This window comes from Streptococcus parasanguinis CC87K, from assembly GCF_000507765.1.
Lineage (GTDB): Bacteria > Bacillota > Bacilli > Lactobacillales > Streptococcaceae > Streptococcus > Streptococcus parasanguinis_J.
Genome location: NZ_KI669401.1, coordinates 312,801 through 338,774, shown reverse-complemented (window position 1 = coordinate 338,774; position 25,974 = coordinate 312,801). Strand labels below are relative to the sequence as shown.

Below are 25,974 nucleotides of genomic sequence, written 5' to 3'. Positions count from 1 at the left end.
GTTTAATTAATCTTAATGGTAATGGTTGCTTTTGCGACCAGCTGCAAATCTAGATACAAGCTAAAATCAACCAAGGCTGAACGTCTGGTTCGCCGAACAAGTTGTGGTTCAATGCGGATCACATCGTCCACCTGCACAGCTTGTAAAAAATTGATGATCAGCTGTTCGACGATCAAGCTACGCCCACTGTGTTGCATCATCTTGCGAACAACCTTCATCAGCACTTCGATCATGACCCCATTGGCCAAAACACCACTTTTCTCCAACATACTTGGCTCTACTGTGAATTGGTAATAGTCGTTCTCTGTTTGAATCTTTTGACCGATTTGCTCACTAAAGGTTGGCAAGCTCGAAAACTGCACCTTGCTAATCCGATCCATGACATCCCGCCGCGTAATAACACCCAGCAAGGTCTGGTTAGTACGAACCACAGGAATCATCTCATAATCTTCAGCGATCATCCGCTGGCTAATGGTCGCAATGCTGGTGGACAAATTAGTAGTAAAAATAGTCCGCGACATCACCTTATCTAGGGTCGTCTGAGGTGCCTTATCACCAGCATCTCGCATGGTCACGACACCCACTACCATCTGGTGTTGATTGACAACCGGAAAGCGGCTAAAGCGATTCTTTCGAACCAGATCTAAATAATCCCTTACCGTATCTGTTTCAGAAAGATAACCGTACTCATGGAAAGGCCGATAGACCTGCTCCACCGTCAAGATATCTGTCTTGATCTGCATGTTGGACAAGGCCTTATTGATCATAGTAGCGACGGTATAGGTATCGTGTGAAGTTCGGATGACTGGGATTTGTACCTGATTGGCCAGCTCAATCACATCTTCACTCACCTCAAAGCCACCTGTCACCAAGACTGCATTGTCATGCTTTAATGCCAATCGTTGAATGCTGGTGCGGTCTCCCACGATCAAAAGGCCCCCTTCAGACACATAGTCTAGGACGTGCTTCTCCGTCATGGCACCGATGTAGAATTTATTAAATTCTTTTTCGAGCCCCTCTTCACCAGCTAAAATTTCCGAACCGGTAATTTCCTGGATTTCTCGATACGTCAAATGCTCTAGTACAGCCTTTTTCGATTTAACACGGATGGTCCCACTTCTAGGACGCGTTTCTACAATTCCTTGATTTTCAGCTTCTTTAATGGCACGATAAGCCGTTCCATCACTGACATTCAAAAAATTGGAAATACTCCGAACACTGACTCGTTTTCCAATCGGTAATTTTTCGAGATAGTCTAAAATCTCTTGGTGTTTACTCATAGAAGTCCCCTCTACCTAGGCGGAAATCATAATAATCGCGCATTTTACGCGTATAACGGTCACTCCCTTTAAATTGACGAAAGAGACGAAAGCCAGCCTTTAAAGCGACCTTTTGACTCCCTGCATTTTCAACATGGGTGACAATCTTAAGCTCCTTCAGTTGAAATTTCTCAAATGAGAGATAAACCAACTCTTTGACCGCTTCAGTCATGAGGCCCTTTCCCCAAAAATCTTTGCGTAAAAAGTAGCCTAACTCAGCCTCACCCTTGATTTCATCCAACTTTTCAAATTTGATGGAGCCGATCATCTGATTGGTTTCTTTATCACAGATGGCCCAAACCCCCAAAGGATTTTTCATGAAGTAGTTGGCTAGTACATACTGGGTTTCGGCGAGATCGGCTTGTGCAGGAAAGATAAATTGTAAATTTTCAGGATTAGAAGCAATCTTATAAAAATCTTCCGCATCCTCAAAGAGAAAAGGTCGTAAATACAACCTTTGTGTTTCAATTAGTGAATAGGCAGCTAAGTGCGTCCAAATATTCATCTCAAACTCCATTGTTCGTGTAACCAGCTGCCACTATCAGATCTCTAGCTCTGTCACTATTCCTCTACCAACTGGATATTCGCTCCAAGTTGGGTCAATTTTTGAATAATATCTGAATACCCGCGAAGGATGTATTCCACATTTGTAATTTCTGTTGTTCCAGAAGCCATGAGACCTGCGATCACTAAAGCCGCACCAGCTCGAAGATCCGTCGCTTTCACACTGGATCCTGTCAATTGATTTGGCCCTTCATAGATAATGTGGTCGTTCAAGGTCGAAATAGCAGCCCCCATTTTAGCCAATTCTGGCACATGGTTGACCCGCTTTTCATAAATCGTATCAACAATTCGACCACGTCCTGTAGCAGTTAAGAGCAAAGGAGTGATGGGTTGTTGCAGATCTGTCGCAAAACCAGGATAAGGAGACGTTTTGATCTGGATCGCCTTCAAGCCTGTTTGTTTTTCTACAAAGATGCTATCTTCAGAAATGGTCATGCGCACACCCATTTCCTCTAACTTGGCAATATAGCTCTCTAAATGCTCATACAAGACATTATTGATCTGGATGCCTTCTCCGATAGCAGCCGCAAGCGCAATATAGGTTCCTGCTTCGATGCGATCAGGAATAACCTGATGTCTCGTCCCATGCAAATGCGGAACACCATCAATGGTAATGATATCCGTCCCTGCTCCCCGAATATGAGCTCCCATATTGTTAAGCAAGGTTACCACATCGATAATTTCAGGTTCACGAGCAGCATTTTCGATCACTGTCCGACCTTCAGCCTTGACCGCTGCCAAAATCGTATTGATTGTTGCACCAACACTAACAGTGTCCATATAGATAATCGCTCCTTGAAGGGGCTTGCCGTCTGTCGCAAGCTTCATACTGGAGCCATCCATGGTCATAGCAGCTCCCATCGCTTCAAAGGCCTTCAAATGCAAATCGATCGGACGCGGGCCAAGATCACACCCGCCAGGTAGTCCAACCGTTGCTTGACCGTAGCGCCCTAATAAACTGCCATAGAAATAATAGGAGGCACGAAGACTATTGATCTTTCCAAATGGCATGGGCATATCCTTCACCCCACGAGGATCAATGATCAAACTGTCTTCTTTGCGCTCTATCTTAGCCCCCATGATGGTCATGATCTCAATCAGACTCGCCACGTCGGAGATATCTGGCACCCCATCAAGGGTCACAATATCATCCGCCAGAATGGTCGCAGGAATCAGGGCTACTACGCTGTTTTTTGCGCCACTAATGGTCACCTCTCCTTTTAGAGGGCGACCACCATTTATTACAATTTTTTTCATCTTAATAATTCATTAGCTCTTTCAAATCTTTTTCCTTTTACTATCGTTTTTTTTAACGGAAATAAAAGGGACAATGTATTTAAAATACTGCATCTATTATACCACAGATCGCCCTATTTTTCCATCTGTAGGAATTTTCAACACGAAAAAAAGCTAGGATCATCTTGACCCTAACTTTTCCATTTCAACGAACTATTTTACAGCATCTTTCAAGGCTTCTACCTTGTCCAAACGTTCCCATGGAAGGTCGATATCTGTCCGTCCCATATGACCGTATGCTGCTGTTTGACGGTAGATTGGACGTTTAAGGTCCAGCATTTGGATAATCCCTGCAGGGCGAAGATCAAAGATCTCACGCGCTGCTGCTTCTAATTTGCTCTCAGCAACAGTACTTGTACCGAAAGTATCGATACGAACAGATACTGGGTGAGCCACCCCGATCGCATAAGCCAATTGCACTTCTGCCTTCTTAGCAAGACCAGCTGCCACAATGTTTTTGGCGATGTAACGAGCTGCATAAGAAGCCGAACGGTCCACCTTGGTTGCGTCCTTACCAGAGAAGGCACCACCACCGTGACGTGAATAACCACCATAGGTATCGACGATGATCTTACGACCTGTCAATCCTGAGTCCCCTTGAGGTCCACCGATAACAAAGCGTCCTGTTGGGTTGATGAAGAATTTAGTCTCATCATCTAGGTAAGAAGCTGGAATCACTTCTTTAATGACCTTGTTAATCACATCTTCGTGGATTTGTTCGTTGCTGACATCTGGATCGTGTTGGGTTGAAATAACAACCGTATCCACGCGCACTGGGCGATCGTTTTCATCGTACTCAACAGTGACCTGCGATTTCGCATCTGGACGAAGATAGCTGATTTCACCTGACTTACGCAATTCTGCCAAGCGACGAACCAACTTGTGGCTCAATGAAATCGGCAATGGCATGAGTTCTTCTGTTTCATCCACCGCAAAACCAAACATGAGACCTTGGTCTCCTGCACCGATCAAATCGAGTGGATCTTGATCCGCATTCCCACGTACTTCTAGGGCTTCGTTTACCCCTTGAGCGATATCAGGAGATTGTTCCACCAATGATGGGTGTACTCCAACAGTTTCAGCAGAGAAACCATATTCTGTATTGGTATAGCCAATTTCTGCAATGGTATCGCGAACAACACGGTTAATATCGACATAGGCATTGGTTGAAATTTCACCAAAAACATGGACTGAACCTGTATAAACAGCTGTTTCGGCAGCCACGTGAGCTTCTGGATCTTGCTCTAAAATAGCATCTAAAATAGCATCTGAAATTTGGTCTGCAATCTTATCTGGATGCCCCTCAGATACTGATTCAGACGTGAATAATTTACGTTCTGACATAAAAATGTCCCCCCTTAAAAAATATTCGTTATAGAGTTACAAAGTACTGATAGAAGATTTCTACCACCTTATCGGGACCATATAACACTTCATTATAACATATTACCAATAATATGGAAAATTATTTTCAAAAAAGCCCATTAAATCAGCTTTTTTGGGCTCAATTAAACAAACTTAAGCAAGCCTCAAAGTTCCTAAAAAGTTCACAAAAAAATACCCCGTAGGGTATCGATCAATTTACGAGTTCAGCAGGTAAGATCTAGCACCCTCACACGGTGCTTTTTTATCTTCAAAAATGGTAGGTGTCCGCGTACCAATGGGTACTCGAAAACCTACCACCTACATAAATGATAACAGTTCTTTAAAAATTTTCAACCCTATCTACTTTAATCAGTCTCCATTTTTAAATAATATAGTTCCAATAAATACCAAGACTCCCAGAATAAAGGATAAAATATTTGGACCTATCCAATAAGTATCTGGCGTACCTATAATGGAAATAACAAATAAGATAGCTGCCGCATTTAGGAGTCCTTTACTTCCTTTTCTCATACCAATGAAAAGTAATATAGTCGCAATCATAAAACAAATATAATGGATGGCACCAATATATAAGATCAGTAGATACATGGGGTTTCCTAAAAATAAAGGAAAAATCATAATACCAAGGTGACAGACTGCTATTATAAGGGCGCTCCATAACCAAGACGACTGAAGAATAATTCTTTTTGGCGAATTTTCTTTATCATTGTTTGATCGTATCTCAGCATTCAACTGATCGTTTACATCTATCTCTCCTTTTACTTGAGGGTATTCCATCTCTGGTTTAGTTTCAATAGATGATACATCTTGTACTTTCACCTTGGACTCCCAGCTATCTGCAACTTTATCAAACAAACCAAAAACACGACAAACAATATAAATCGATAAGAGAAGATAAAAGAGACCGTAAAAGCTTATACGAGAGATAAAAGAGTATACTACACCTATCTCAACAAGAGAAGATAAAATTAGCAAAAGAGAAAAGACTTTCTGAAGTTTATCACTTGTACTTGTGATCATAACATTAATCAGAATTAGAAACATTAACTCCATTACAGTGTATTGAAGTGTAAAAGCGTAAATTACACTCGTTCTATCCATACCAAACAATATAAATAATGGAGATATATTGGTTGAGGCAACAAATAGTACTAAATAAGTTATCGTTGATTTCCAACCATCTTTACTTTTCCAATCGTTTAAAAGCTCCCTCATTTCTACATTCTTTATAAGCAAGCAAATCCATATTAAACAAATGATATTTAGCACAAAGGAAATGTTCATCAGATTTGTTAGGGAGAAAGGTGGTAAAAAAAACATCAGTAGTTGAGTAATTGAGAGGAGAAGAACAGCTATCAATCCTTCAACATTTAAACGTTGCTTCATGATTCTCCAAATTAACCAGCAAATAATCATTCCATTCCATATAGAAAAAATACTAGAGGCATTGAACAGTGGTGTATTTCCATTTAAATTTTGAGCATTATAGCTCTCTACTAGACTACTACCATAAGAAACAAGATAAAGAATTGCTTCAAGAATTAGCAGTATACAATACCATTTTTTTCTAGACATAGATTCTCCTCCACTTTCTAAATAAAGTATTAAACTATTCATTTTATTTAAATTATAACATAGTTTGTAATCGTTTTCCTGGCGTATTATCAGTAATAAATAAAAAAGATAGGATTGAACACCCTACCTCCTATCATCACTCTTCATTTTTTAACAATACAGTTCCAATCAATACCAGCACTCCTACCACAAGCGGTGGTATATGATTAATCACCCAAGAAGGATCACCCGCAGCAATAAATGAAAGAACATAAATAGCTGCTGCTATATAAAGAGTTGCTTTATTGCCATTCACATTTCCATTCCAAAGTAGGATGGTTGCAATCACAAAGCTAATCATATGGATTCCCAAAAAGTACAAAAAGCCACCAGCCCACGCTCCCATTGAAAAGAGACCTAATAAAAGTAAAACTATATAAACAATGGCCAAGATCAAAGCAATAGAAAGGATTACAGAATTTCCAATTCTCTTCTCTGGCTTCATTTCATTGTTCGGAAAAAGACTTTCATCTGAAGCATATGCCTCATTTTCTTTATCTACTTCAGGATTTTTTGTTGATCTGCCATAACTTTCTCCAAACATTTTTAGTTATTCTTTCAAATAATAGCGCTTAAAAATAGAGCGGAAGAACTGATTTAACTATCTCTTTGATCGACCCGAATACTTTTTATTGAGTAGAGTTGACCATACCAATTTTTTGATTAAGAGCTTTTCTCTTCTTTAACCAGGAGTGTTCCGATTAAATCCAAAATACCTAAACATAAGGGAGCAATTCGAAATATTTCCCAGTCCGGATCAAAAGCCAAGATGATTGACAGCAGATAGAGTCCAATACTCGCATAAAGAAAGCTTTTATTCCCCTTCTTCATCCCTAGTCGAAGTAAAAAGGCTCCAATGGCAAGACTTAATAAGTTTGGTCCAAGGAAAATCAAAACGACAAATCCCCAACCATAACCCGAAAGTGCAAAGAGAGAGACAAACAATACAAGATAGATAATGGATAAGTAAAAGGTCACTGAAAGAAGAATAGAATGTAAGCTATTTTCTTTTGGAGGATTCTGAACAAATACAGAAATGGGATGATCTTCACTTCTCTTACTAGGTTCCTTATTTTCTTCAAAATGTTTCTCTTGGTCTGTCATCACTGTTTCCTACCTTTCATATAACAACAACCCCAGGCCCCTGGGCGAATAAGAAAATTAGATAGCAAATTTTACGTATCATCACACTCTCCTTCCTCTAGACGAATTAGCCAAGCGTGATCTCAAAAACAAGCTTTCTATTAGATCTATATCAAGTTTTAGACAGGATTATTTTAAATGAAGTCTGCCTCTGCAATGGCTCGTTTCACCTCTTCAATCGGTAGATTGACCAGCTCTACTTCTTTTTCACGGTAGAGGTATTCGGCATATTCATCGATGCGGTATTGATGGATGTATACCACACGCTTGCAGCCAACTTGAAGTAACTGCTTAGTACAATTGAGACAAGGAAAATGCGTGACATAAGCTGTGAAGCCTTTGGGAATCCCTCTTTCAGCTCCTTGCAAAATAGCATTGACTTCCGCATGAATCGTACGGACACAGTGTCCCTCGACCATGAGGCAGCCATCCTCTAAGCAATGATCTGTTCCAGAAACAGATCCATTATAGCCGGTTGCAATGACCTTATTATCCTTAACCAGAACAGCCCCTACTTTCGCCCGATTACAGGTCGCCCGATTCGAAATCAGTAAGGCCTGAGCTGCAAAATACTCATCCCATGCTAGCCGATTGTGTGTCACCTTTAGATCCTCCATCTAATATGATTACTCCTATAATTGATTTCATTATAGCATGAAATCAGCAAGAAAAAAAGGGAGTGGGAAAGAACTCTGACTAGTAAAAAAGAGTTCGTTTTCCCACCCCCGCATAGTTGATTAGGTCATCTTTAGAGCTTAAAAGCGAATAAAGATACCAATCAACCACTGCGTCATACAGTTATTTCTATCATACATCAAAGGCTGGACAACTTTTGCCCAGCCTCATAAACATTATTTACCAAGTTTTGCTTTAGCTGCATCTGCAAGAGCTGTGAAAGCTGCTGCATCGTTAACAGCCAAGTCAGCAAGCATTTTACGGTTCACTTCGATCTCAGCCAATTTCAAACCATGCATCAATTGTGAGTATGAAAGTCCGTTCAAACGAGCTGCCGCATTGATACGTGTGATCCACAATTTACGGAAGTCACGTTTCTTTTGACGACGGTCACGATATGCATAGTAGTAAGAGTTCATTACTTGTTCTTTTGCAGTACGGAACAAGATATGTTTAGCTCCATAGTAACCTTTAGCTAATTTAAGAATACGTTTACGACGTTTGCGTGATACAACGCCACCTTTAACACGTGCCATTTATATTTCCTCCAATATTTCCTAGAATTCTTTACTTACGAATACGCGATTATTTCAAGCGAGTAAGCATTGCTTTGATACGTTTGAAATCTCCTGAATGCACCATAGATGCTTTACGAAGATGACGACGTTGTTTCTTAGTTTTTCCGTGGAAACGGTGAGAAGTGTAAGCACGGAAACGTTTAAGTCCACCAGAACCTGTACGTTTGAAACGTTTAGCTGATGCGCGGTGTGTTTTTTGTTTTGGCATGATATTTTCTCCTTTTTTTAACTTTCTGACAGATTATTTCTTGTCAGTTGCTGGCGCCAATTGCATGAACATTTGACGTCCATCCATCTTAGCACGTTGTTCGATGATCGCCACATCTTGTGTCGCTTCAGCGAAGTCGGCTAAAACTTTAGCACCAATCTCTTTGTGGGTAATCATACGACCCTTAAAGCGAATGGATACCTTCACTTTATTTCCTTTTTCAAGGAATTTGCGAGCATTGCGAAGTTTTGTATCGAAATCACCCTTGTCAATCACTGGGCTCAAACGAACTTCTTTCACGGTCACAACGCTTTGTTTTTTGCGTTGTTCTTTTTGCTTCTTCTGGTACTCAAATTTGAACTTACCGTAGTCCATAATTTTCGCAACAGGAGGTTTAGCTTGAGGTTGAATGAGAACCAAGTCAACATTAGCGTCGTCCGCAAGTGCTTGCGCTTCGCTAAGTGGTTTGATACCCAATTGCTCACCTTCAAGACCGATTAAGCGAACTTCACGTACACGAATTTCATCATTGATGAATAAGTCTTGCTTTGCTATGGTTTTCACCTCTTTTTTATTATTCGAGAAAAACAAAGAACGGACCTGCAATACAGGCCCGAACTACATGATGTATTTCATTACTGAAACTTGATCCGTAGGGGCCAGGCAACTTGCGTCACAAGGCGAGAAGTTCTCACTTCTGCTTTTCTCAACTTTTATATGATATCAAGTTTTTTATTATTTGTCAAGAAGTTTTTTTGCTTTTTCTTCAATAAAGGCCACAACGTCTGCAATGCCAACACCCGTTGTGTCAAAATGAATGGCATCTGCTGCAGGTTTTAAAGGAGACACAGCACGGTGGCTATCCTTATAGTCACGTTCAGCGATTTCTTTTTTTAACAATTCAAGATCCGCTGTGATGCCCTTTTCAACATTTTCCTTGAAGCGACGTTCTGCACGTTCCTCAACCGAAGCAACCAAAAAAATCTTCAGCTCTGCATTTGGCAAGACAACTGTCCCAATATCGCGACCGTCCATGACGATTCCACCCTTCTCTGCAATCTCTTGCTGAAGAGCCACCAACTTTTCACGGATAGGCGCAAGCGCTGCAACCCACGAAACATTATTGGTCACTTGGTTATCACGAATTGGATGGGTAATATCCACGTCTGCTACAAAGACAAGCTGCTCTCCTTCTTCTGAACGACCGAAACTAATTGGATACTGATCTAAAAGGGCTAAGAGGTCATCAACCTGTTCAGCTGTCAGATTATTTTGCAAAGCTAGGTAAGTCGCTGCACGATACATAGCTCCCGTGTCTAGATACGTATAGTCTAGATCCTTGGCAATGATCTTTGCGACTGTGGATTTTCCACTAGAAGCCGGTCCATCAATGGCAATTTGAATTTGTTTCATGCTGTCCTCAACTCCTACTGAATCTTAACGACATCACCAGGATTCGCATACCATGATCCTGTAGACATATGAGAAGGATTTAACTGTTCCAATTGGGCAATGGAAATACCCGCACGCGCAGCAATCGCTGCTTCCCCTTCACCTGCTTGAACAGTGATCGTACCTTCTTCAGAGTTCTCATCTTTTGAACTATCGTCTTTAGCCGCTTGGTCAGTTTGTGCTGCAGGGGCTGATGATTTCTGTTCAACCTTAGTCTCTCCATTGTAGAAACCAGACATTTGTTTTGATTTGTTGCTGCCACCTGTTGAAAGGAAAATCAACAAGCAGACCATCGCCACTACTACTACAAAGAAAATAATGGCTAAAATCGTCAATAGACGATCTGCCTTGATTCCGTTTAACTTACTCGTTCTTTTCAATGTTTCTTCTCCATCATCGTAAATATCTTCTTCCCATGGTTCTTTTGCCATGACTTCCTCCTTGTTTTTTCTCGTAAAAATCATTACAATAGAAGTATGAAAGTTACGTTAATTCCAGATCGTTGCATCGCTTGCGGTCTCTGTCAGACCTATTCTGAATTATTTGATTACCATAACAATGGCATCGTTAAATTTGCTGCTGAAGAGGACGACCTCCTTGAAAAGGAAGTCCCTGTCACAAACGATGTTCTCGAGGCTATTAAAGAATGCCCCACTCATGCTCTCTTAAAAGATTAAGAGGGCTTTTTATTTGTTTGCATAATACATCTCGTAGTAATCCACATGGATGAAATTGTCCGTCAGGATTACTTCTCCCTTAAAATAAGGATTTAAGGCAAGTGCATTGATAAAGTATTTTTTCGGCCATTTACGCATACAGAATGTTCGACTGCGCGATCCATCATTAAATATGAGCTTGATCGATTTCTTATTTACTTCGACCTTTTCAATCGAGTCAATCTTCACCTTGATTGGAGTAAAAGGATTGGCAGTAATAATCCGCAAGATCCCATCCTCATAGATCGTGAAGTAACGATGGACCCCAATCGCGAGCAAGACCATAAATAAAAAGAACGAAAACAAAACTAGCGTTGGCACACTAGAGCTCTCATACATCAAGGCCAGTCCAATAAAGACCGGAATCACTGCAATGGACCAATAAGTCACAAGAATAGATAAGTCCGGTTGCCAATGATAATGGACCTTTCCAAATATCTTAATCATGAGCGTACCCCCATCTAATAGTTTAGCATAAAAAACAAAAAAAAGGGAGCCAGACAGCCAAAATCACAAAGATTTTTAACTGCTTGCACTCCTTTTAATTGGATTTGTTGGTTGGAACTTTAAAGAAGTCTTTAGAAAGGTAACCTTTCCCACTAATTAGGTCGTATTCAACCATTTTCAAATCCTCTGCAATTTCTTGCGCTTCTCCTTCTAAGGCCTTTTTATCGACACTTGCTTTTTTCAGCACTTCTGTCAACAAAGCATAGTAAGGCGAAACTTTTGAATTGGTCTGTTCAAAGACCATAGCAGAGAAATCACTTGAATTGACCAAAGGATAGTTCAATTTCGGTGCATCAAAATTACTCCAAATGAAGTAGTCTGTCTGATACTGACTCTCCGGATTATCCTTAAAGGCCGACTCAGGATAGAGACCTGGTAAGTGATCTCCATAGAATACCACTGTAATCTTCTTATCTATTTTAGAAAGACTTTCCAGGAAGGATTGGGTGGCGGTGTCGGTTTGTGAAAGCATTCTCACATACGATGATAAAGATTTGTTTTGTCCATCCGAAAATCCTGGATAACTCGCACTCATATCTATAGGATTCAGTTCCGTCCACGGAGTATGGTTCTGCATTGTAATCACAGAGAAAAATTGACTATTCTTATTCAGATTTTCTTCAATTAAATGATAAGTTGAATCATCACTATAATTCCCACCAACATTATATCCTTTATTTCCTTTGTTTCCATAATGTATAAATTTATTAAATTTTAAATTCCCATATATTACATTTCTTGAATAATTACTAGGACTTGCAATATGAATAACATCCCGATTCTTAGGTTCAAAATAATTACTTATAGATGGAAAATATTTCATATTAGGTGCTACTTGAGTATATAGAATAGAAATGCTTGGAGAAAGGTTGTACATTGGCAATCCTGTTAACGTTTGAAATTCCATATTAGCAGTCCCACCTCCATACCCATCAGATTTCATCAATCCACTAGTTGTTCTGCTCTTGATTCCTTGAATTTTAGGAATTGGATTTGATGAAACTTGAACTTTTTCTATTCTTGATGGATCTGAAAAACTTTCACTTAATACATAAATTACAGTTTGTTCATTGATGAATTGATTTCGATATTTATTTATTTCTACTGATTTTAAATGGTACTTTTCTTCAATCTTTTTAATAGAAGTTTTACTGTACTTTTCAGGTTTATGCATAATATCGGATGTCATCTGAGAAAACCATGCATAGCTATTTGATTTCATTTGCGCATTAACTGTATTTCCAAACCATGCAATATCATACCGATTATTTAAGTTTGCTAATACTGGAATATGTTCACTCATTTTACCATCTTGCCTATTTTTAAAGGAATAGTAGACAGTAGTAAAGAAAAATAGAATAAAAAGAATTGTTACAAATCTAACCAGTTGTGCTTTAAATATTTTACCATAAAGAATTATATCTTTAAAAAACCAATAAATAAATGAAAAGAAAACTATTAATACAAAAACATATAAATAAGAACTTGATCCAACAAATCCTAAAAGCGATCCTGGATTTTTCAACCAACTTAAATCACTTGGTAACAATGGTTCTTGGCGGAACTGATATTTTAAATAACTTGAAATTGAAATTCCAATAATAAGCAATATATTTATGATGGTAGTCAACAGATACTCGTTGATAATAGAGTAAAGAAACAAAAACACAGCAAAAAAAATGCTAATTTGAAACAGTGTAGCCCCCGGAAAAATATGTTTTTCCATTACGATTACATCTGTTCGTATACTATATTGAAGAAAATAATTTAATAGTATAGAAAAAACAACACTCGTAAGAACCACCAAGCCAAATTCCGGTTTATTATTTTCTAATTCATTTATCCCTTTTACAATATAACAAGAAATACAGAAAACAATGATAACCAAGGTTAATATCAGTTTATCTAGTTCTATTAAAGTAGGAGTCGTAAGTTTTATAATATTATTTTCAAGAAATTGAGTAATGAAATTACTCCCCATTACGGCGTTAAAAAATTTACTATCAGTAAAACAAAAAGCTGTTAAAGAAAATGCATAGAAAATAAATGTATATATTTCTCGATCATTCGAAATTGGAATTAGATATTTTTCAAACAATGGGAAAAATACAGAAATCAAATAATGATAGACAAAAGCGAATATAAAAATTAAAGCAATATAAAATATGAAATCTGTTTGAAGAAAAGAGGATTGCAAGCTCTTGAAAAAATTAAACTGTTTTTCATTTACTCTTAGACTAGCATCAAGTATATATGAAAATAATAAATACAATCCATAGATCACTCCTAATTTAATAAAAAATTTCTTATTCCAAATTTTTGACAATATCATTCCCAAATAGAGACTAGAAATACCGATTAATAATATTGAACTATTAAAATAAGAAACCTCTTGTATACGATAATGTGACTTCACTGTAAACTGCATATTAATAACATTTAAAATTAATAATGCAAACGCAAGAGAGAATAGAATAATTTTTAGAATACGTTTTTTAAGATAGATATTATAAAAGCTATAAATCTTATTTAAATCCATTATCCTTTTCTTCCTATTGTTCTTTTAATTTTGTTTCGCACTTTTTTTAATAAAGTGTATCTTTCTGTTTGTTCATTTTCAATAGAAAAAAATTCTATTGAAGAATAGACACTATTTAAAATTTCAATTGGAAAATCTGAAACTTCTCTTATTTTATTTTTTAACTGATCAGCTTGAAGAGGATGCGCCTGAATTGCTTTAACTTTTAAAACTGGAACACGATGTTCTAATATTTTAAAAGGTTTATAGTAAGAAAAATCAGGATGAACCATTTCATCAGAATTTTCGTGCAAAGTATTAAAAACCACACCGTATTTAAATCCAGATTTAGTTAGAATACCAGTAAATCTTGTCTCGTAACGATCAATCACACTTCTTATATTTTCATAATCCCTAATACTTGTCCAAAACTTTTGAAAAACTTTTGACGACACAACTTGACGGGAATAAGAAACAAAATAACTCTGAAGATGTTCCTTAAAATACTTTGTTTTTCTAAAATTAGTCATTCCCCAAAAATCAATATCTAATTGTTTTTCAAATTTTTCGAAATACTCTTTTAAATCCCACAAGGGACCAATACATGTATCGTTCATCAAGGTAACCGAATCATAATCTATCAAGGAATTAAATCCTATATAATTCATACCATCTCGCCAGGCAGCAAAATCATACCCAATATTCTCTCGTTGAACAACTTCATTAATGCCAATTTTTCGTAGGGATTTTAAATGTTCAGTTGATAAGTAACTATTCGATATCAATAGAATACGCGAAAAAAGTGGGAAAAGTTTTTCCAATTGATATAAAACATGACTACTTAAATCATCAGACTTATTGTAGTGAACATAAAGTAGAATTCTATTCATCTACATCGTCTCCCATTTCCCATTCCTTTGCAATAATCCGGTAGCAGAATCTTTCGCTGACAAATCATCATCTAAAATATCTGTTCGATTTAATAAAATTATAGGTGAATTATCTCCCTTGGCAAATGCAAGCATTGTATTCGAGCTATCTCTTACTGAAACTTGAAGTTTTAATTTGATATCATTCAAGCTTGATAAACTACAAGAATAGCGGAAATTCTTTCTCCCTTTTCCATCAGTTAATAAATCTAAAGAATTATCATTATATACCCAAAGACCGCGATCAATTTCAGTTAGCGAGAAAGCTATGTAAGTTTCTATGTCCTGATTAACATCATAAGAAATCTCAAACTCTATTGGAGCCTCAGGTTGAGTCATCTTATCTGAAAGCAGTTTTACACTTAAATTGGTGACTGCTTCATGCTCTATTGTTACATCATCATTAGAAACTGTTTGGCTAGCTGCATTATCATAACTATATTGGTTCGCGACTTCATCAGGATCACCAACTACTTTGACAAGACCATTTTCAATTAGTACTGCCTTGTTACAATATTTCTTAACCGCATTCATATCATGAGTGACAAGAATGGTAGTTTTTCCTGACTTTTTACGCTCCATAAAGTAATCATTACATTTACGCTGGAAGGCCTCGTCTCCTACTGCAAGGACCTCATCCAAAATCAAGATATCCCCTTGAGCCTTAATGGCAACTGAAAAGGCTAAGCGAACCTGCATCCCTGATGAGTAGTTCTTAAGCTTTTGGTTCATGAAGTCATGCAACTCAGCAAAGTCTACGATGTCATCATACATGGCATCAATTTCAGCTGTTGAGAAGCCCAGCATAGCACCATTCATATAGACATTTTCTCGACCAGTCAGTTCAGGGTTAAAACCGACGCCAAGCTCGATAAAGGATACCAACTTCCCATCGATGGTGACGGAACCTTTTTCCGGCACATAAATTTCTGAAATAATTTTTAAAAGAGTCGATTTCCCAGAACCATTTCGACCGACAATACCATAAAAATCTCCTTTTTGGACTTCAAAGGAAATATCACGTAGAACTTCTTGCTTTTTATAACCTTTAATTCCTTTAAAACGGTTCACTAGTGTTGTGCGTAAACTTTGAGTTGACTCTGTTGGTAACTTAAAAAATTTACTTACATGGTCTACCTTAACTGCTACATTACTTGACATTATAAAATCTCCGCAAATCGTTTCGAATTCTTATTGAATACAATTAAACCAATCACAAAAATAAATACAGGAATACAATATGGAATACAAGCTATCATTTTATTCTCAAAGATATCCCAACCACGTGGATTGACTGGATCAATAATAAAATGACGCATATCTTGTAACATTTGAGCTATTGGATTCATCATCAACATTTTAGCAACTGCTAAATGATTTCGTTGCAATAGATAGGTAATCGAATAAATAATAGGACTGGCGTACATACCTGCTTGAAGAACAACTTCCCAGACCGGCCCGATATCACGATATTTAACAAATAAGGCCGATAGAATAAAGGCACACCCCATAGCTAAGATTAACATCTCAATAAATAAAGGAATAATTATTAGAGAATGAATACCAAATGAAACATTATTTATAAGAGCAAACACAAATACTACTAGAAGATTAATAGAAAAATTTATTGCGGCTCCCAAAACTGAGGAAACAACAATTGTTTGCTTAGGGAAATTTAATTTGCGTAGCAAATCTCCTCTTGAAACAATTGATAACATACCCATATTCGTTGCCTCTGTAAAAAATGTCCAAAAAATCATGGACAAGAGAAGTCCAACTGCATAATGTGGAGTTCCATCATCAAACCTCAAAAAACGAACAAATACCACATACATGATACTAAACATCATCAAGGGCTTTAAAATCGACCAAAGATAACCAATTGCTGATCCTTGGTAGCGTAATTTAAAGTCTGTTTTAATTAACTCTCGTAATAAAATTCGATTTTTCTGACTAAAAACGTCAAACATTATTTTTTACCTCGATATGCAAACTTTGTCAGAATTAGGCTGGTAAACACAAAGGTGTGAAAAGCCCGGTTCTTCCGATAACCGTACTGACGAATCCGTCTCAAACGTTCTCTTAGCGGTACGTCCATGATGGTCACAAAGTTTTCAATAATTTCTTTATTTTGGGGACTGACTGGCAGAGCCAATAAATTTTTTGCTTGTTCTTGACTGGACTCGATGAGACTCCAATATTTAGCAAACAAAATATGAGGGCGAACCCAGTTTTTGACCCGTTTTCTGAGGGTACGAGCCCCCAGAACATTGCTACTGTGCTGACGGTACAATTCTGTCGGCTGATCGATATAGATGAGCTTTCCAAAGGCAGTTGCTAGTAAGGCCAAATACCAATCATGCATAAGGAGTGCATGCTTTTCTTGACCTGTCCACAATTCCGCCAGGGCATGGTTAATCATGGCTACCCCACCAGTTACCGTATTTTCTGTCAGCTCTTGAATCAATTCTGTATTGGCATGATCAGACTGGGTGCGAATCATACTTTCATGCTGAACATTCAAGTTTTCATCGACCACTTTTAAATCGGTGTAGACCAGCAAAGGCTTATCTTGCGGATGCTTGGCGGCTTCTGCCACTTGAAGAGAAATCTTGTCTGGTAACCAGACATCGTCTTGGTCACTGAAGCAATAAAGATCCGCTTTTTCATATTTCAAGAGGGCATGGAAGCTCTTGATAACACCGAGATTTTCGATAGCTCCTTGGTTGATAAAGCGAATGCGCTCATCCTGGGCCACCAACTCTTGAATAATCTCTACCGTACCGTCGGTTGACCCATCATCTCGGATCAAGAGTTGCCAGTTTTGATAAGTCTGGTCTTGGATACTTTTGACCTGCTCTTTTAGATACTGTTCACCATTATAGGTGGACAACAAGATATTTACTTTCATGATAAGAATAATTCCTCGTACTCACCTACAATTTTTTTCCAGGTAAAGTTTTGTTTCATGTTGGCTTTGGCTAATTGACCCCATTCAGATACATCTTTTAAAGAATCAACCTGGTTGATCAAATGCGCCAAATTCCCAGTTTCTTTAGTCCAATATTGGGCTGTGTCTTTTGCGACCGTTTGGTTAAAGGAAACGCCTAAAACCAAATTCAGATCCGTCTGAGCGAGAGCCTCTAGGAGACCTGGATTTGTTCCCCCCACTTCATGACCATGGATATAGGCAAAGGCTTCTTTACGGATATATTTCAAGAGGTCTTGATCATAGACCGTTCCTACAAACTTGACGCGTGGATCCTGATCAAATCCAGTCCGAGCTCGCAACTCTTCAAAATAAGGATTGCCTTCCTGGTTACAAATGATCACCAAATCCCGTTTGGTGGAAGAGGCCATAAATTCACGAATGGCAGTCTCGTAATTATTTTCTGGAACAAAGCGACCCAAAATTAGGTAATAGTTTTTCTCCTGAGTCTGCCACTTGTGATAGAATTCTCTGACCTTATTATCCTGACTGTTTAGGCTGGTCGGAGATAGGTCAGTTCCGTAGGCAATATAGGTCGTCTTAGACCACGGGTAAGCTTTCTTAATATAGGACTCAATACCCGGGTTGTCAGAAATCACCAAGTCAGCGTGGCGCGTCATGATCTTTTCAGAATACTTGAGATAGGCTTGAATCGGTTTAGCCCACTTGGCCCGCTTCCACTCCAGTCCATCTGGATTGATATAGAATTTCCCACCCATCTTATGGATCTTACGCGCAAAGGGTGCCACAAAGGCTCCAATTGTATTGCCCAAGACGTAAAAAATTGGCTGTTCAATTCCTTGTTTCTTAATAAGCTTCAAGGCATAGTTGATGGCCATCATATCATAGGCAATGACACGCGCAGGCCCAAGCTTGGGGGCTTTAATCGTAAAACAATCCACACCCTTATAGTCAAAATGTTGATAAGCTTGATCATTAGAAAGGCAGGCAACATGGTACTGGATATCTGAAGACACTTGATGCGAAACCAATTGGTCCACAAAAGTCTCAAAACCGCCATATTGAGCCGGAAGCCCACGACTTCCGATAATAAAAACATGTTGCATAGAGTTCCCTTTCAAATCATTTACAGTCTATTCAATTATACCATTTTAAAGAAAGCTTGTATAACCATTTTGTAGTGACGGTATTTGTCTGCAATCATTCTATAACTTTTTTAATACAAATAATTTTTTAATAAAATTTTTAAATACATCAATTTTAGATGATTTTACACCCTTAATATTTAAAAATTTATCTTTTTCCTTTACATTAATCTCTACATCCTCATTTACATGTTTCAATATACACTTATAAGCATTTTCTAAATTATATATTGCTGTTATTTTTTCTTTATTTTGTACCATTTCATTTTTCTTCATAGAAAAATTTGTCAATAAATTTAAGATATGTCTTGATAAATCAGGTATATCGCCCAAGCAGTACATTTCTCCTTGTATAAAGAGGTCTTTAACAGATCTATATCCCTTGTTATTCGATACAATTGTTGGAATGCTATTTATTAGTGCTTCAATATATACCATTCCAAACGTTTCTATTTTTGACGTAAATACACATATATCTTTATCGGTTAAAAATTCCCAAGGTTTTTCAAGAAAACCTATGAAATGAACATTTTGAATGCTATTATTTTTTACATAATCTTTACATCTTTTTGCATATTCTTCATCTTCTGCACCAATAAATATCAATGGAATATTTGAAATATTTAAATTGTGATAAGCTTTGATTAATTCCAACTGATTTTTATTCTCAGTTATTCTTCCAATCTGAATAATCCTATGAGAATTAGAGGTTTTTAAATTTGTACCACTTATTTCAGAGTATGGTATAAAACTTAAAATATTCTTATCAGTTAATAATTGTGATAATTCCTTTTGCAAAGAACCAGACACAGCAAAAATTTGATCAGAATAATATTCAATAAATCCAAGTTTTTCTTTATAATAACCAAATTCTCCCTCAGGGAATTCATGAATTAGCCAAAAATGACGAATATTTTCTTCAGCTGCAGCCAAAGCTCCTTGGAAGACATTAGCTGTGTTACTAATAACTAAATCAACTTTATTCTGTTTCAAAATATCTCGAATTCTTTTAATATTATCCTCGTAACTTTTTACTCGCTGATAATGTGTCCCAGGTAATCCACCTGGAGCTTCTTCCCACCACCACTTAACTGCTGGAATACCAATAGCTTGAATTCCAGCTTTCTTCATCTGCTCCAAATAATTTTTTTGAACTGGTACACGATAATCAGGGAAAACGTTTAAGACTCGAAAGCCTTTACTAACTAAAAATTTCATTAAATTAAAAATTGAAATTTCGGCGCCATTATCCATTGTTCCAGTAGGTGAAATAAATAAAATTGTTTTAGTCATCGCAACTCCTAAAATACCCAATAAAATGGAATTAATAAGTAAAGAGAAATCAGATAATTGAATAATAGGGTAACTACAGTAATAGTTAGCAACTTATGCTGTTTAATTTTAAGGTTACCTAAATTTGCAATTATGGGCAAAAATAAGATGAGAAATGGAGTGAAATATCTCCCCTGACTTCCAACAGAAATATTCGCCCCATTTCCTAACACTATAGGTGTCCATTGTAGATACATGACCGTTACAGTTGCAAGCACTTGTATTGGAAACAATAATGAAGAGACAGTTGCAAAATCTTTAGTGAAGAAATATTCTTCGCTTGATAAAAACACAAGAAATAATATGCAAATATTTACAAAAATAAGCCATAATGGAAGCTGAATAGTGAAATTCCCAAAATAACCAAACATACCTATTGTTAAAATAGTATTTAGGTCACCGTTCATATGTTGTTTTAATAATGTATTCGACAACACCCGAATGTAGTGGATTACTCCACCGTTATCTCTCATTAAATAATATAGAACAGCGAAGATTGCAAGTAATAAAACTAAATAAAACATATACTTAAATTTTGAAATAGTCTGTTTAATCACTCTTAAGGGCGTATTTAAAAAACTAAAGACACCTTCAAAATTTAATGGTATAAACGGAATAAGACATAGTAATAAAAAGTTATTTGGTTTAGTAGCTAAAAGCAATAACGATATAAGTACTAATAAAAATCCATCCTTATTTGAAAAAGTCTTTTTGTATGCTAAATTCGTTATAAAACCAATTGCTAGCATGATTTCTAAATAATTCATTACATCATAAGATAAAGAAGATGCTTGTTGAACCATTATTGGTTGTAACGAAATAAAGAATAGAGCTAGTTTACCATATTTAAAATATTTAATTAAACAAAAGACACCTATAATATAAGCTAAGGCATTAAAAATTCGGCCCATATAGATTATCATGCCTACTGTTGGCTTTATCAAACTTCCCAATGTCATACCAACCAACTGAGGAAGGAAGGAAAGAGATTTAAGGTTTAGAGTGACTTGATACGGTTCTTTTTCCATATCAAGTTTTTTATTAAGAACCTTTTCATAGTCAGTAGGGTTTACATGAGCATCACTCGAAATCTCGTTCATCCATTTAAAGGACTGTAGAGTTGGTTTGTGGACAGTTTCCCAAGTCATACGCGCGTGGTTTGTTTCGTCTGGCACACGATTAATTGGAAATACTAACATAAATGAAAAAATAAAAATCGTTGCTAAGATGAAAAATAAATTTTCAACTTTTATTTGTTTAATTTTGTTCAAAATAAGTCACCATTTCATCTTTCTTGCTTAAGGTACAATTTTCAAGGACTGCTCGGTAAGCTGATTCTGCTATGTTTTGTCTTAATTCTGGAGATAAAACTAAAGCTTCTAGCTTGTCAAACCACTGATCATCAGTAGCTAACAGACCTGTTTCACCATCAATAACCATATCCGAGAAAGCTCCTATCTTGCTTGCTACTGTTGGTACTTTCACTAAAGCAGCTTCAATCCACTTAATCTCAGATTTGGCACGATTAAAGATAGAATCCACAAGCGGTGCTAGGTTAATATCAACCTCACTAATCAAGGCAGGCAATTTATCCCAGTCCACATAATCGTGAGTTACAATTTGATTTTCAAAGGGCTTCATATCCTGAGGGATATCGAGAATCCCGACAATATGTAATTGGACATTGCTATATTTTGTAAGCAGTTGCTTAATAGCTGGTTTAATCAATTCAAAATTCTCATTATGACTAATTGAACCAGAGAAATAACCAATCTTAACAATATCAGATGTTTGAGAGTAATCTTTGATATATTGACTACTAATAGCGATTAAGTCATCAGAAGCCAAGTTGCGATTAAGTAAAACCTTACTTTGGTACTTATACAACTCCTCCTGCAATTGGTTAGTCGAAGTAATGGCACCATCACAGTTTTCTAGCATATAGCCATAATTTCGAACACCTGCATCATAGTTTCCTTTTTCAACCGAATTCAACCCTTGCGTATAACTCAATTGATCTGTATAAACCGTATCAAAGACTAAATCATCAATATCATAAAAAATCGGTTTACCATAATCTTGAGCCATATAACATAAGCGCAGTAGTTCAGGCGAGATTGGAGAACGATAGATAATAATATGACTAGCATTTTGGGCCATTGACAATTGAAAATCTGATAAGTTAGTAACCATAACTTCAAAGCCATGCTTACGTAATTGCTCTGCCTTATTCAAGACACGGTAACGAGTACACTGAGGAATGATATTTTCAACTCCATCAATCAATAAAATATATTGTTCTCGAGGAACAGCCTTGAATTTATTGATAATATCTTCCAAGATTGACACTGGGTAATCTGTCTTCTCAGCAACATACTCTAGCAAATCCGGAACTTCTGACTCACGCTCAAGACCTTGCCACAAGAATTGATCCTCATCATAATTTTTCAAAGCTGTGTATTTGACCAAAGGGCTACCTGCTTTAAGCATCCTCAACGGGTGAATATACATTGCAGAATCTTCGTATTCTTGCACAACAGCATCGAAACGATAACCCAAATCGGCAAAATGCTTGGTAAAACGTGTCTCATGTCTACCAATCGCCTTATCACGAGAGTCTGTATCCGTCAAGTGTGACCAGTACTCATAAAAGGAATCATCGTTTAGCATGAGCTTTTCAATAACTAGGAAATAAGATTGAAGATGCTTAGGAATGTAGCCATAAGGATTCTCTTTAGTAACATCCTCTTGCTCTTCTCCAAAGGAAATTCCCCAGAAATCTAGTTGCTTATCAGCCATTTCATGGAATACTTGAGACAAATCTCTCATCGGACCAATATTAGTATCATTCACCAAGAAGAGCTGGTCATAATCTTTAAGCTTATCTTTACCAAAGGCAAAGATTCCTTCTCTAAAGGCTGCTGTATCATATCCCTTATTGTTACGGGTCAAAACTTGTCCATAAGGTTCAAGTTTATTGACATCCTCAACATGAAGCTGACCGTTTACAATAACAATGACATCATCCATTAACGGAGATAAGGCCTGTAAAAATCGTAATTTGTATTCTTGCAACCGATTTTCAGATTCGAAAATGACATAGACTAGTGCTCTTTTACCAGTAAATGACAGAGCAGACCGTTGACTATTTCTAAGACGACGTAACCGACGAACCTTAAGTGGGGTCACATGACGACGTAATCTAACAATTTTATCCTTTGTAGCATTTAAATAAGACTTAATTTTTCGTGGATTTTTTAATAAAACCTTCGTGATTTTAATAGGTTTAATCAGAGAATTCCCTATACGATACGAAAGAGAACTTCGAATCAGTTGTATCTCTTTACGAGCCTCTTTCAATTCTACTACTTGCGTTTGACTCTTACGATGAAGTTGTTTCTGCTTTCTTTGTAATTCTTTTACATATTCAGAAACATCATTATGGTGACTTATTAAACTTTCTAAACGATCTTCTAAAGTCATGAGATTATCACAAACTGCTTTATAAACCTCATGAGGAAGTTTATCCAAATACTTCTCAAGGATCTCAAGATATATTTCATAATGATATTTGACTGAATTACGTAAAGAAATAGATCCTGTTTCAAAAACACGATAGTTAAGTTTAGTATTTGTTTGATATACTGCTTTAGCTCCATTATTAAGAATGAGATTTAATAAAAAGTCATAATCTTCAAGCTTTTTACGATTCAACTTCTCATCATAACGAGCATTCCCAATAATACTTCTACGAATCAAAGAACAGTTATCAATGAAACTAGCATTTAGAAAGGCAGTTAAGTCAAATTTACGACTTTTAAGATAGAACTCCTCTTTTTCAGGATTAAAAAGATCACAATATGCAATATCAGCATTTGTTTCAATCAATTTGCTATACAACTGCTCAATATAATCCATATCCAGGTAGTTATCGCTATCTACAAACAGCAAATAGTCTCCTTTGGTTAGACCAAGCCCCATATTCCGATTCTTTACAACACCTAGATTTTCATGAGATTCAAAGCTTGTTTCAAAAGGCGAATCATTTAAAACGTTTTGAATAATCTGATTAGAACCATCTGTAGATCCATCATCCAAAATGATTAATTCGATATTTCGATAAGTCTGATTAAAAATACTTCGCAAGCACTGCTCAATATACTTTTCATGATTATAAGAGGTCACAACCACCGATATTAAATTTTTCATTGTTTCCATCCATTTTGTTCAACAAAACATCAATTAGTATACAATATCTACTAACATTCCCATGTTTCAAAGATTACTTTCTACACAATCTTCGAAAGTGTATTCAAGTTAATTATACTATATTTTAAAGCAAAAAGAAAAAGTCATCTGACTACTAACAAAAAAAGCAGATCGATTCTGCTTTTCAAACACCAATACTAGTCTGTTTAAAATAAGAATAAACTTCATTTAAGAGCTCACAAGTAATCACAAATATACTAATCATTACTGGAAGGTACGTTCTTGTCCCAGAGGCATAGAGGGTAGGAGAGAAAGATATAATTAAACGCGCCAAAATTCCAATAACAAAAAGATAACTTAACCATAATTTATTTGTAGAGTTTGTAACACTCCAAATGATATATGTCAGCATAAAAAATAATAAAATATTATAGATGAGTACTCCAAAATTGGCAATGTTTACTTTAAAAGTTCCACTTTCTCGAACAATCTTACTTAGTCCTGATAAGGTAAATAAAGGATTTCTCCATTCTAACTTCTGGCTTAGTATAGATAAAAATATAAATACCGAAAAAGAAAGGGATAAAAAATTTTTTTTATAAACAGATAATACAATTAAAATTATTAGAAGCAAAAATACAAATGAGAAGGATACAGACAATAAACCATCTGCTGTCTCAAGTATACCTAAAGATAATTTTTGGAAAATATTTAAACGCGTATAATTTGGAAACCAAGTTGCAACTTCCTTTGTAAATCGAACAGCATTACCCGGTGAAATTTTAGCTGAAAGGATACCCATAAATGAAAGAAATAAATATAAGAAATTTCTATACCTAAAAACTTTATTTTTCCAATCATGAAACAATTCGAAAATAATCCACAAAAAAGCATATGCTGCTAACTGTTCATTCATAATTGAAAATATGAAGCTAAAAAATGAAAGAAATCGAACAGCTAAATTATCTGAATAACGGTAATATAAAGAGAAGAAAAGAAAAGACGCTGGAAAAATATAATTAGTATATGTTGGTATTGAACCTGCACTTAAAAATTCACTTGCTGGCAGACTAAAAAAGATTATTAACGCAGGTAACAATGGTAGGCTAGGAATCAGTTTTTTACTAGGTATAAGTAGAAAATAACTAGCAATCACCGTCACTACTAAAAAAATCTTTTCATGAACTGAAAATAATAATGTTGCAGATTCAATTAATAACCTACTGCTCCATGTAAAATAACGATGAAGACCAAATGTAAAATATTGGTGATGAAATTCCTTTGCATATTTTAAAAAGGCAGTTTGATCTCCTACTGGAGTAATTTTATTATTAATGTAATACTGTAATCCATATAAAACAGCCATGACTAAAATATAAATATAATATTTTCTGTTACTTTTCATTTTTCTAACGTTTACCAATATTCCCATT

The 25,974-nt window shown here is 36.4% G+C and carries 25 protein-coding genes and 1 other annotated feature; of the genes, 1 reads left to right on the top strand and 24 read right to left on the bottom strand.

What is annotated here, in order from left to right; translation table 11 throughout:
• Nucleotides 1–2 precede the first annotated feature (2 nt).
• The 13 genes from spxR to HMPREF1195_RS01600 all read right to left on the bottom strand — a co-directional run bounded on the left by spxR (nucleotide 3) and on the right by HMPREF1195_RS01600 (nucleotide 10,666).
• Nucleotides 3–1,280 carry a CBS-HotDog domain-containing transcription factor SpxR gene (spxR, locus tag HMPREF1195_RS01660; protein ID WP_023917830.1) on the bottom strand — a complete coding sequence of 426 codons (1,278 nt, stop codon included), beginning with the start codon at nucleotides 1,278–1,280 and terminating at the stop codon, nucleotides 3–5.
• Nucleotides 1,273–1,824, bottom strand: coding sequence for a GNAT family N-acetyltransferase (locus HMPREF1195_RS01655; RefSeq protein ID WP_023917828.1), 552 nt, complete (start codon nucleotides 1,822–1,824; stop codon nucleotides 1,273–1,275). The genes spxR and HMPREF1195_RS01655 overlap by 8 nt, the downstream gene beginning before the upstream one ends.
• A gap of 56 nt (nucleotides 1,825–1,880) precedes the next feature.
• On the bottom strand, nucleotides 1,881–3,140 hold the full coding sequence (locus HMPREF1195_RS01650; protein ID WP_023917826.1) for a UDP-N-acetylglucosamine 1-carboxyvinyltransferase: 1,260 nt from the start codon (nucleotides 3,138–3,140) through the stop codon (nucleotides 1,881–1,883).
• Between the two features lie 192 nt (nucleotides 3,141–3,332).
• On the bottom strand, nucleotides 3,333–4,523 hold the full coding sequence (gene metK / locus HMPREF1195_RS01645; RefSeq protein WP_023917824.1) for a methionine adenosyltransferase: 1,191 nt from the start codon (nucleotides 4,521–4,523) through the stop codon (nucleotides 3,333–3,335).
• Nucleotides 4,524–4,913: 390 nt separating this feature from the next.
• Nucleotides 4,914–6,140, bottom strand: coding sequence for a hypothetical protein (locus HMPREF1195_RS01640; RefSeq protein ID WP_023917822.1), 1,227 nt, complete (start codon nucleotides 6,138–6,140; stop codon nucleotides 4,914–4,916).
• 136 nt (nucleotides 6,141–6,276) lie between these two features.
• Nucleotides 6,277–6,723: a hypothetical protein gene (locus HMPREF1195_RS01635; RefSeq protein ID WP_023917820.1), complete on the bottom strand. Its 447-nt coding sequence runs from the start codon at nucleotides 6,721–6,723 to the stop codon at nucleotides 6,277–6,279.
• Between the two features lie 119 nt (nucleotides 6,724–6,842).
• Entirely contained in the window at nucleotides 6,843–7,283 is a 441-nt protein-coding gene (locus HMPREF1195_RS01630) for a hypothetical protein (protein ID WP_023917818.1), read from the bottom strand.
• Nucleotides 7,284–7,456: 173 nt separating this feature from the next.
• Nucleotides 7,457–7,924, bottom strand: a complete 468-nt coding sequence (locus tag HMPREF1195_RS01625) for a deoxycytidylate deaminase (RefSeq protein ID WP_049490930.1) — start codon at nucleotides 7,922–7,924, stop codon at nucleotides 7,457–7,459.
• A 249-nt stretch (nucleotides 7,925–8,173) separates the two neighbouring features.
• Nucleotides 8,174–8,533 carry a 50S ribosomal protein L20 gene (gene rplT, locus HMPREF1195_RS01620; RefSeq protein ID WP_000124830.1) on the bottom strand — a complete coding sequence of 120 codons (360 nt, stop codon included), beginning with the start codon at nucleotides 8,531–8,533 and terminating at the stop codon, nucleotides 8,174–8,176.
• A gap of 49 nt (nucleotides 8,534–8,582) precedes the next feature.
• Entirely contained in the window at nucleotides 8,583–8,783 is a 201-nt protein-coding gene (gene rpmI, locus HMPREF1195_RS01615; RefSeq protein ID WP_001125942.1) for a 50S ribosomal protein L35, read from the bottom strand.
• A 33-nt stretch (nucleotides 8,784–8,816) separates the two neighbouring features.
• Complete coding sequence (gene infC / locus HMPREF1195_RS01610) at nucleotides 8,817–9,347, bottom strand: translation initiation factor IF-3 (protein WP_003003721.1); 531 nt, start codon at nucleotides 9,345–9,347, stop codon at nucleotides 8,817–8,819.
• Between the two features lie 16 nt (nucleotides 9,348–9,363).
• Nucleotides 9,364–9,492 (bottom strand) — a sequence feature (ribosomal protein L20 leader region).
• A gap of 26 nt (nucleotides 9,493–9,518) precedes the next feature.
• A complete protein-coding gene (gene cmk / locus HMPREF1195_RS01605; RefSeq protein ID WP_023917816.1) occupies nucleotides 9,519–10,196 on the bottom strand; it encodes a (d)CMP kinase in 678 nt (225 codons plus the stop codon).
• A 14-nt stretch (nucleotides 10,197–10,210) separates the two neighbouring features.
• Entirely contained in the window at nucleotides 10,211–10,666 is a 456-nt protein-coding gene (locus HMPREF1195_RS01600; RefSeq protein WP_003006692.1) for an SAG1386/EF1546 family surface-associated protein, read from the bottom strand.
• 45 nt (nucleotides 10,667–10,711) lie between these two features.
• Between HMPREF1195_RS01600 and HMPREF1195_RS01595 the strand changes: the two genes are divergently transcribed.
• Nucleotides 10,712–10,912: a ferredoxin gene (locus tag HMPREF1195_RS01595; protein WP_037599281.1), complete on the top strand. Its 201-nt coding sequence runs from the start codon at nucleotides 10,712–10,714 to the stop codon at nucleotides 10,910–10,912.
• Nucleotides 10,913–10,921: 9 nt separating this feature from the next.
• Here HMPREF1195_RS01595 and HMPREF1195_RS01590 read toward each other — a convergent pair whose 3' ends face one another.
• The 11 genes from HMPREF1195_RS01590 to HMPREF1195_RS01540 all read right to left on the bottom strand — a co-directional run bounded on the left by HMPREF1195_RS01590 (nucleotide 10,922) and on the right by HMPREF1195_RS01540 (nucleotide 25,973).
• Entirely contained in the window at nucleotides 10,922–11,398 is a 477-nt protein-coding gene (locus HMPREF1195_RS01590; RefSeq protein WP_023917814.1) for an EbsA family protein, read from the bottom strand.
• 94 nt (nucleotides 11,399–11,492) lie between these two features.
• Nucleotides 11,493–13,997, bottom strand: coding sequence for an LTA synthase family protein (locus tag HMPREF1195_RS01585; RefSeq protein ID WP_023917812.1), 2,505 nt, complete (start codon nucleotides 13,995–13,997; stop codon nucleotides 11,493–11,495).
• Nucleotides 13,997–14,866 carry a rhamnan synthesis F family protein gene (locus HMPREF1195_RS01580; RefSeq protein WP_023917810.1) on the bottom strand — a complete coding sequence of 290 codons (870 nt, stop codon included), beginning with the start codon at nucleotides 14,864–14,866 and terminating at the stop codon, nucleotides 13,997–13,999. The genes HMPREF1195_RS01585 and HMPREF1195_RS01580 overlap by 1 nt, the downstream gene beginning before the upstream one ends.
• Complete coding sequence (locus HMPREF1195_RS01575; RefSeq protein ID WP_023917809.1) at nucleotides 14,867–16,066, bottom strand: ATP-binding cassette domain-containing protein; 1,200 nt, start codon at nucleotides 16,064–16,066, stop codon at nucleotides 14,867–14,869.
• A complete protein-coding gene (locus HMPREF1195_RS01570) occupies nucleotides 16,066–16,875 on the bottom strand; it encodes an ABC transporter permease (protein ID WP_023917808.1) in 810 nt (269 codons plus the stop codon). Before HMPREF1195_RS01570 ends, HMPREF1195_RS01575 begins: the two co-directional genes overlap by 1 nt.
• Nucleotides 16,875–17,816, bottom strand: a complete 942-nt coding sequence (locus HMPREF1195_RS01565) for a glycosyltransferase family 2 protein (RefSeq protein WP_023917807.1) — start codon at nucleotides 17,814–17,816, stop codon at nucleotides 16,875–16,877. The genes HMPREF1195_RS01570 and HMPREF1195_RS01565 overlap by 1 nt, the downstream gene beginning before the upstream one ends.
• The gene (cps2T, locus tag HMPREF1195_RS01560; protein ID WP_023917806.1) at nucleotides 17,813–18,961 is read right to left on the bottom strand and encodes a beta 1-4 rhamnosyltransferase Cps2T; all 1,149 of its coding nucleotides are present in this window, start codon (nucleotides 18,959–18,961) and stop codon (nucleotides 17,813–17,815) included. Before cps2T ends, HMPREF1195_RS01565 begins: the two co-directional genes overlap by 4 nt.
• Nucleotides 18,962–19,060: 99 nt before the next feature.
• Nucleotides 19,061–20,293, bottom strand: a complete 1,233-nt coding sequence (locus HMPREF1195_RS01555) for a glycosyltransferase family 4 protein (protein ID WP_023917805.1) — start codon at nucleotides 20,291–20,293, stop codon at nucleotides 19,061–19,063.
• An 8-nt stretch (nucleotides 20,294–20,301) separates the two neighbouring features.
• Entirely contained in the window at nucleotides 20,302–21,603 is a 1,302-nt protein-coding gene (locus HMPREF1195_RS01550; protein ID WP_037599278.1) for a DUF2142 domain-containing protein, read from the bottom strand.
• Nucleotides 21,590–24,541: a rhamnan synthesis F family protein gene (locus tag HMPREF1195_RS01545; protein ID WP_023917803.1), complete on the bottom strand. Its 2,952-nt coding sequence runs from the start codon at nucleotides 24,539–24,541 to the stop codon at nucleotides 21,590–21,592. The genes HMPREF1195_RS01550 and HMPREF1195_RS01545 overlap by 14 nt, the downstream gene beginning before the upstream one ends.
• A gap of 184 nt (nucleotides 24,542–24,725) precedes the next feature.
• The gene (locus HMPREF1195_RS01540; RefSeq protein ID WP_230514272.1) at nucleotides 24,726–25,973 is read right to left on the bottom strand and encodes a beta-carotene 15,15'-monooxygenase; all 1,248 of its coding nucleotides are present in this window, start codon (nucleotides 25,971–25,973) and stop codon (nucleotides 24,726–24,728) included.
• Between the last annotated feature and the right edge of the window lies 1 nt (nucleotide 25,974).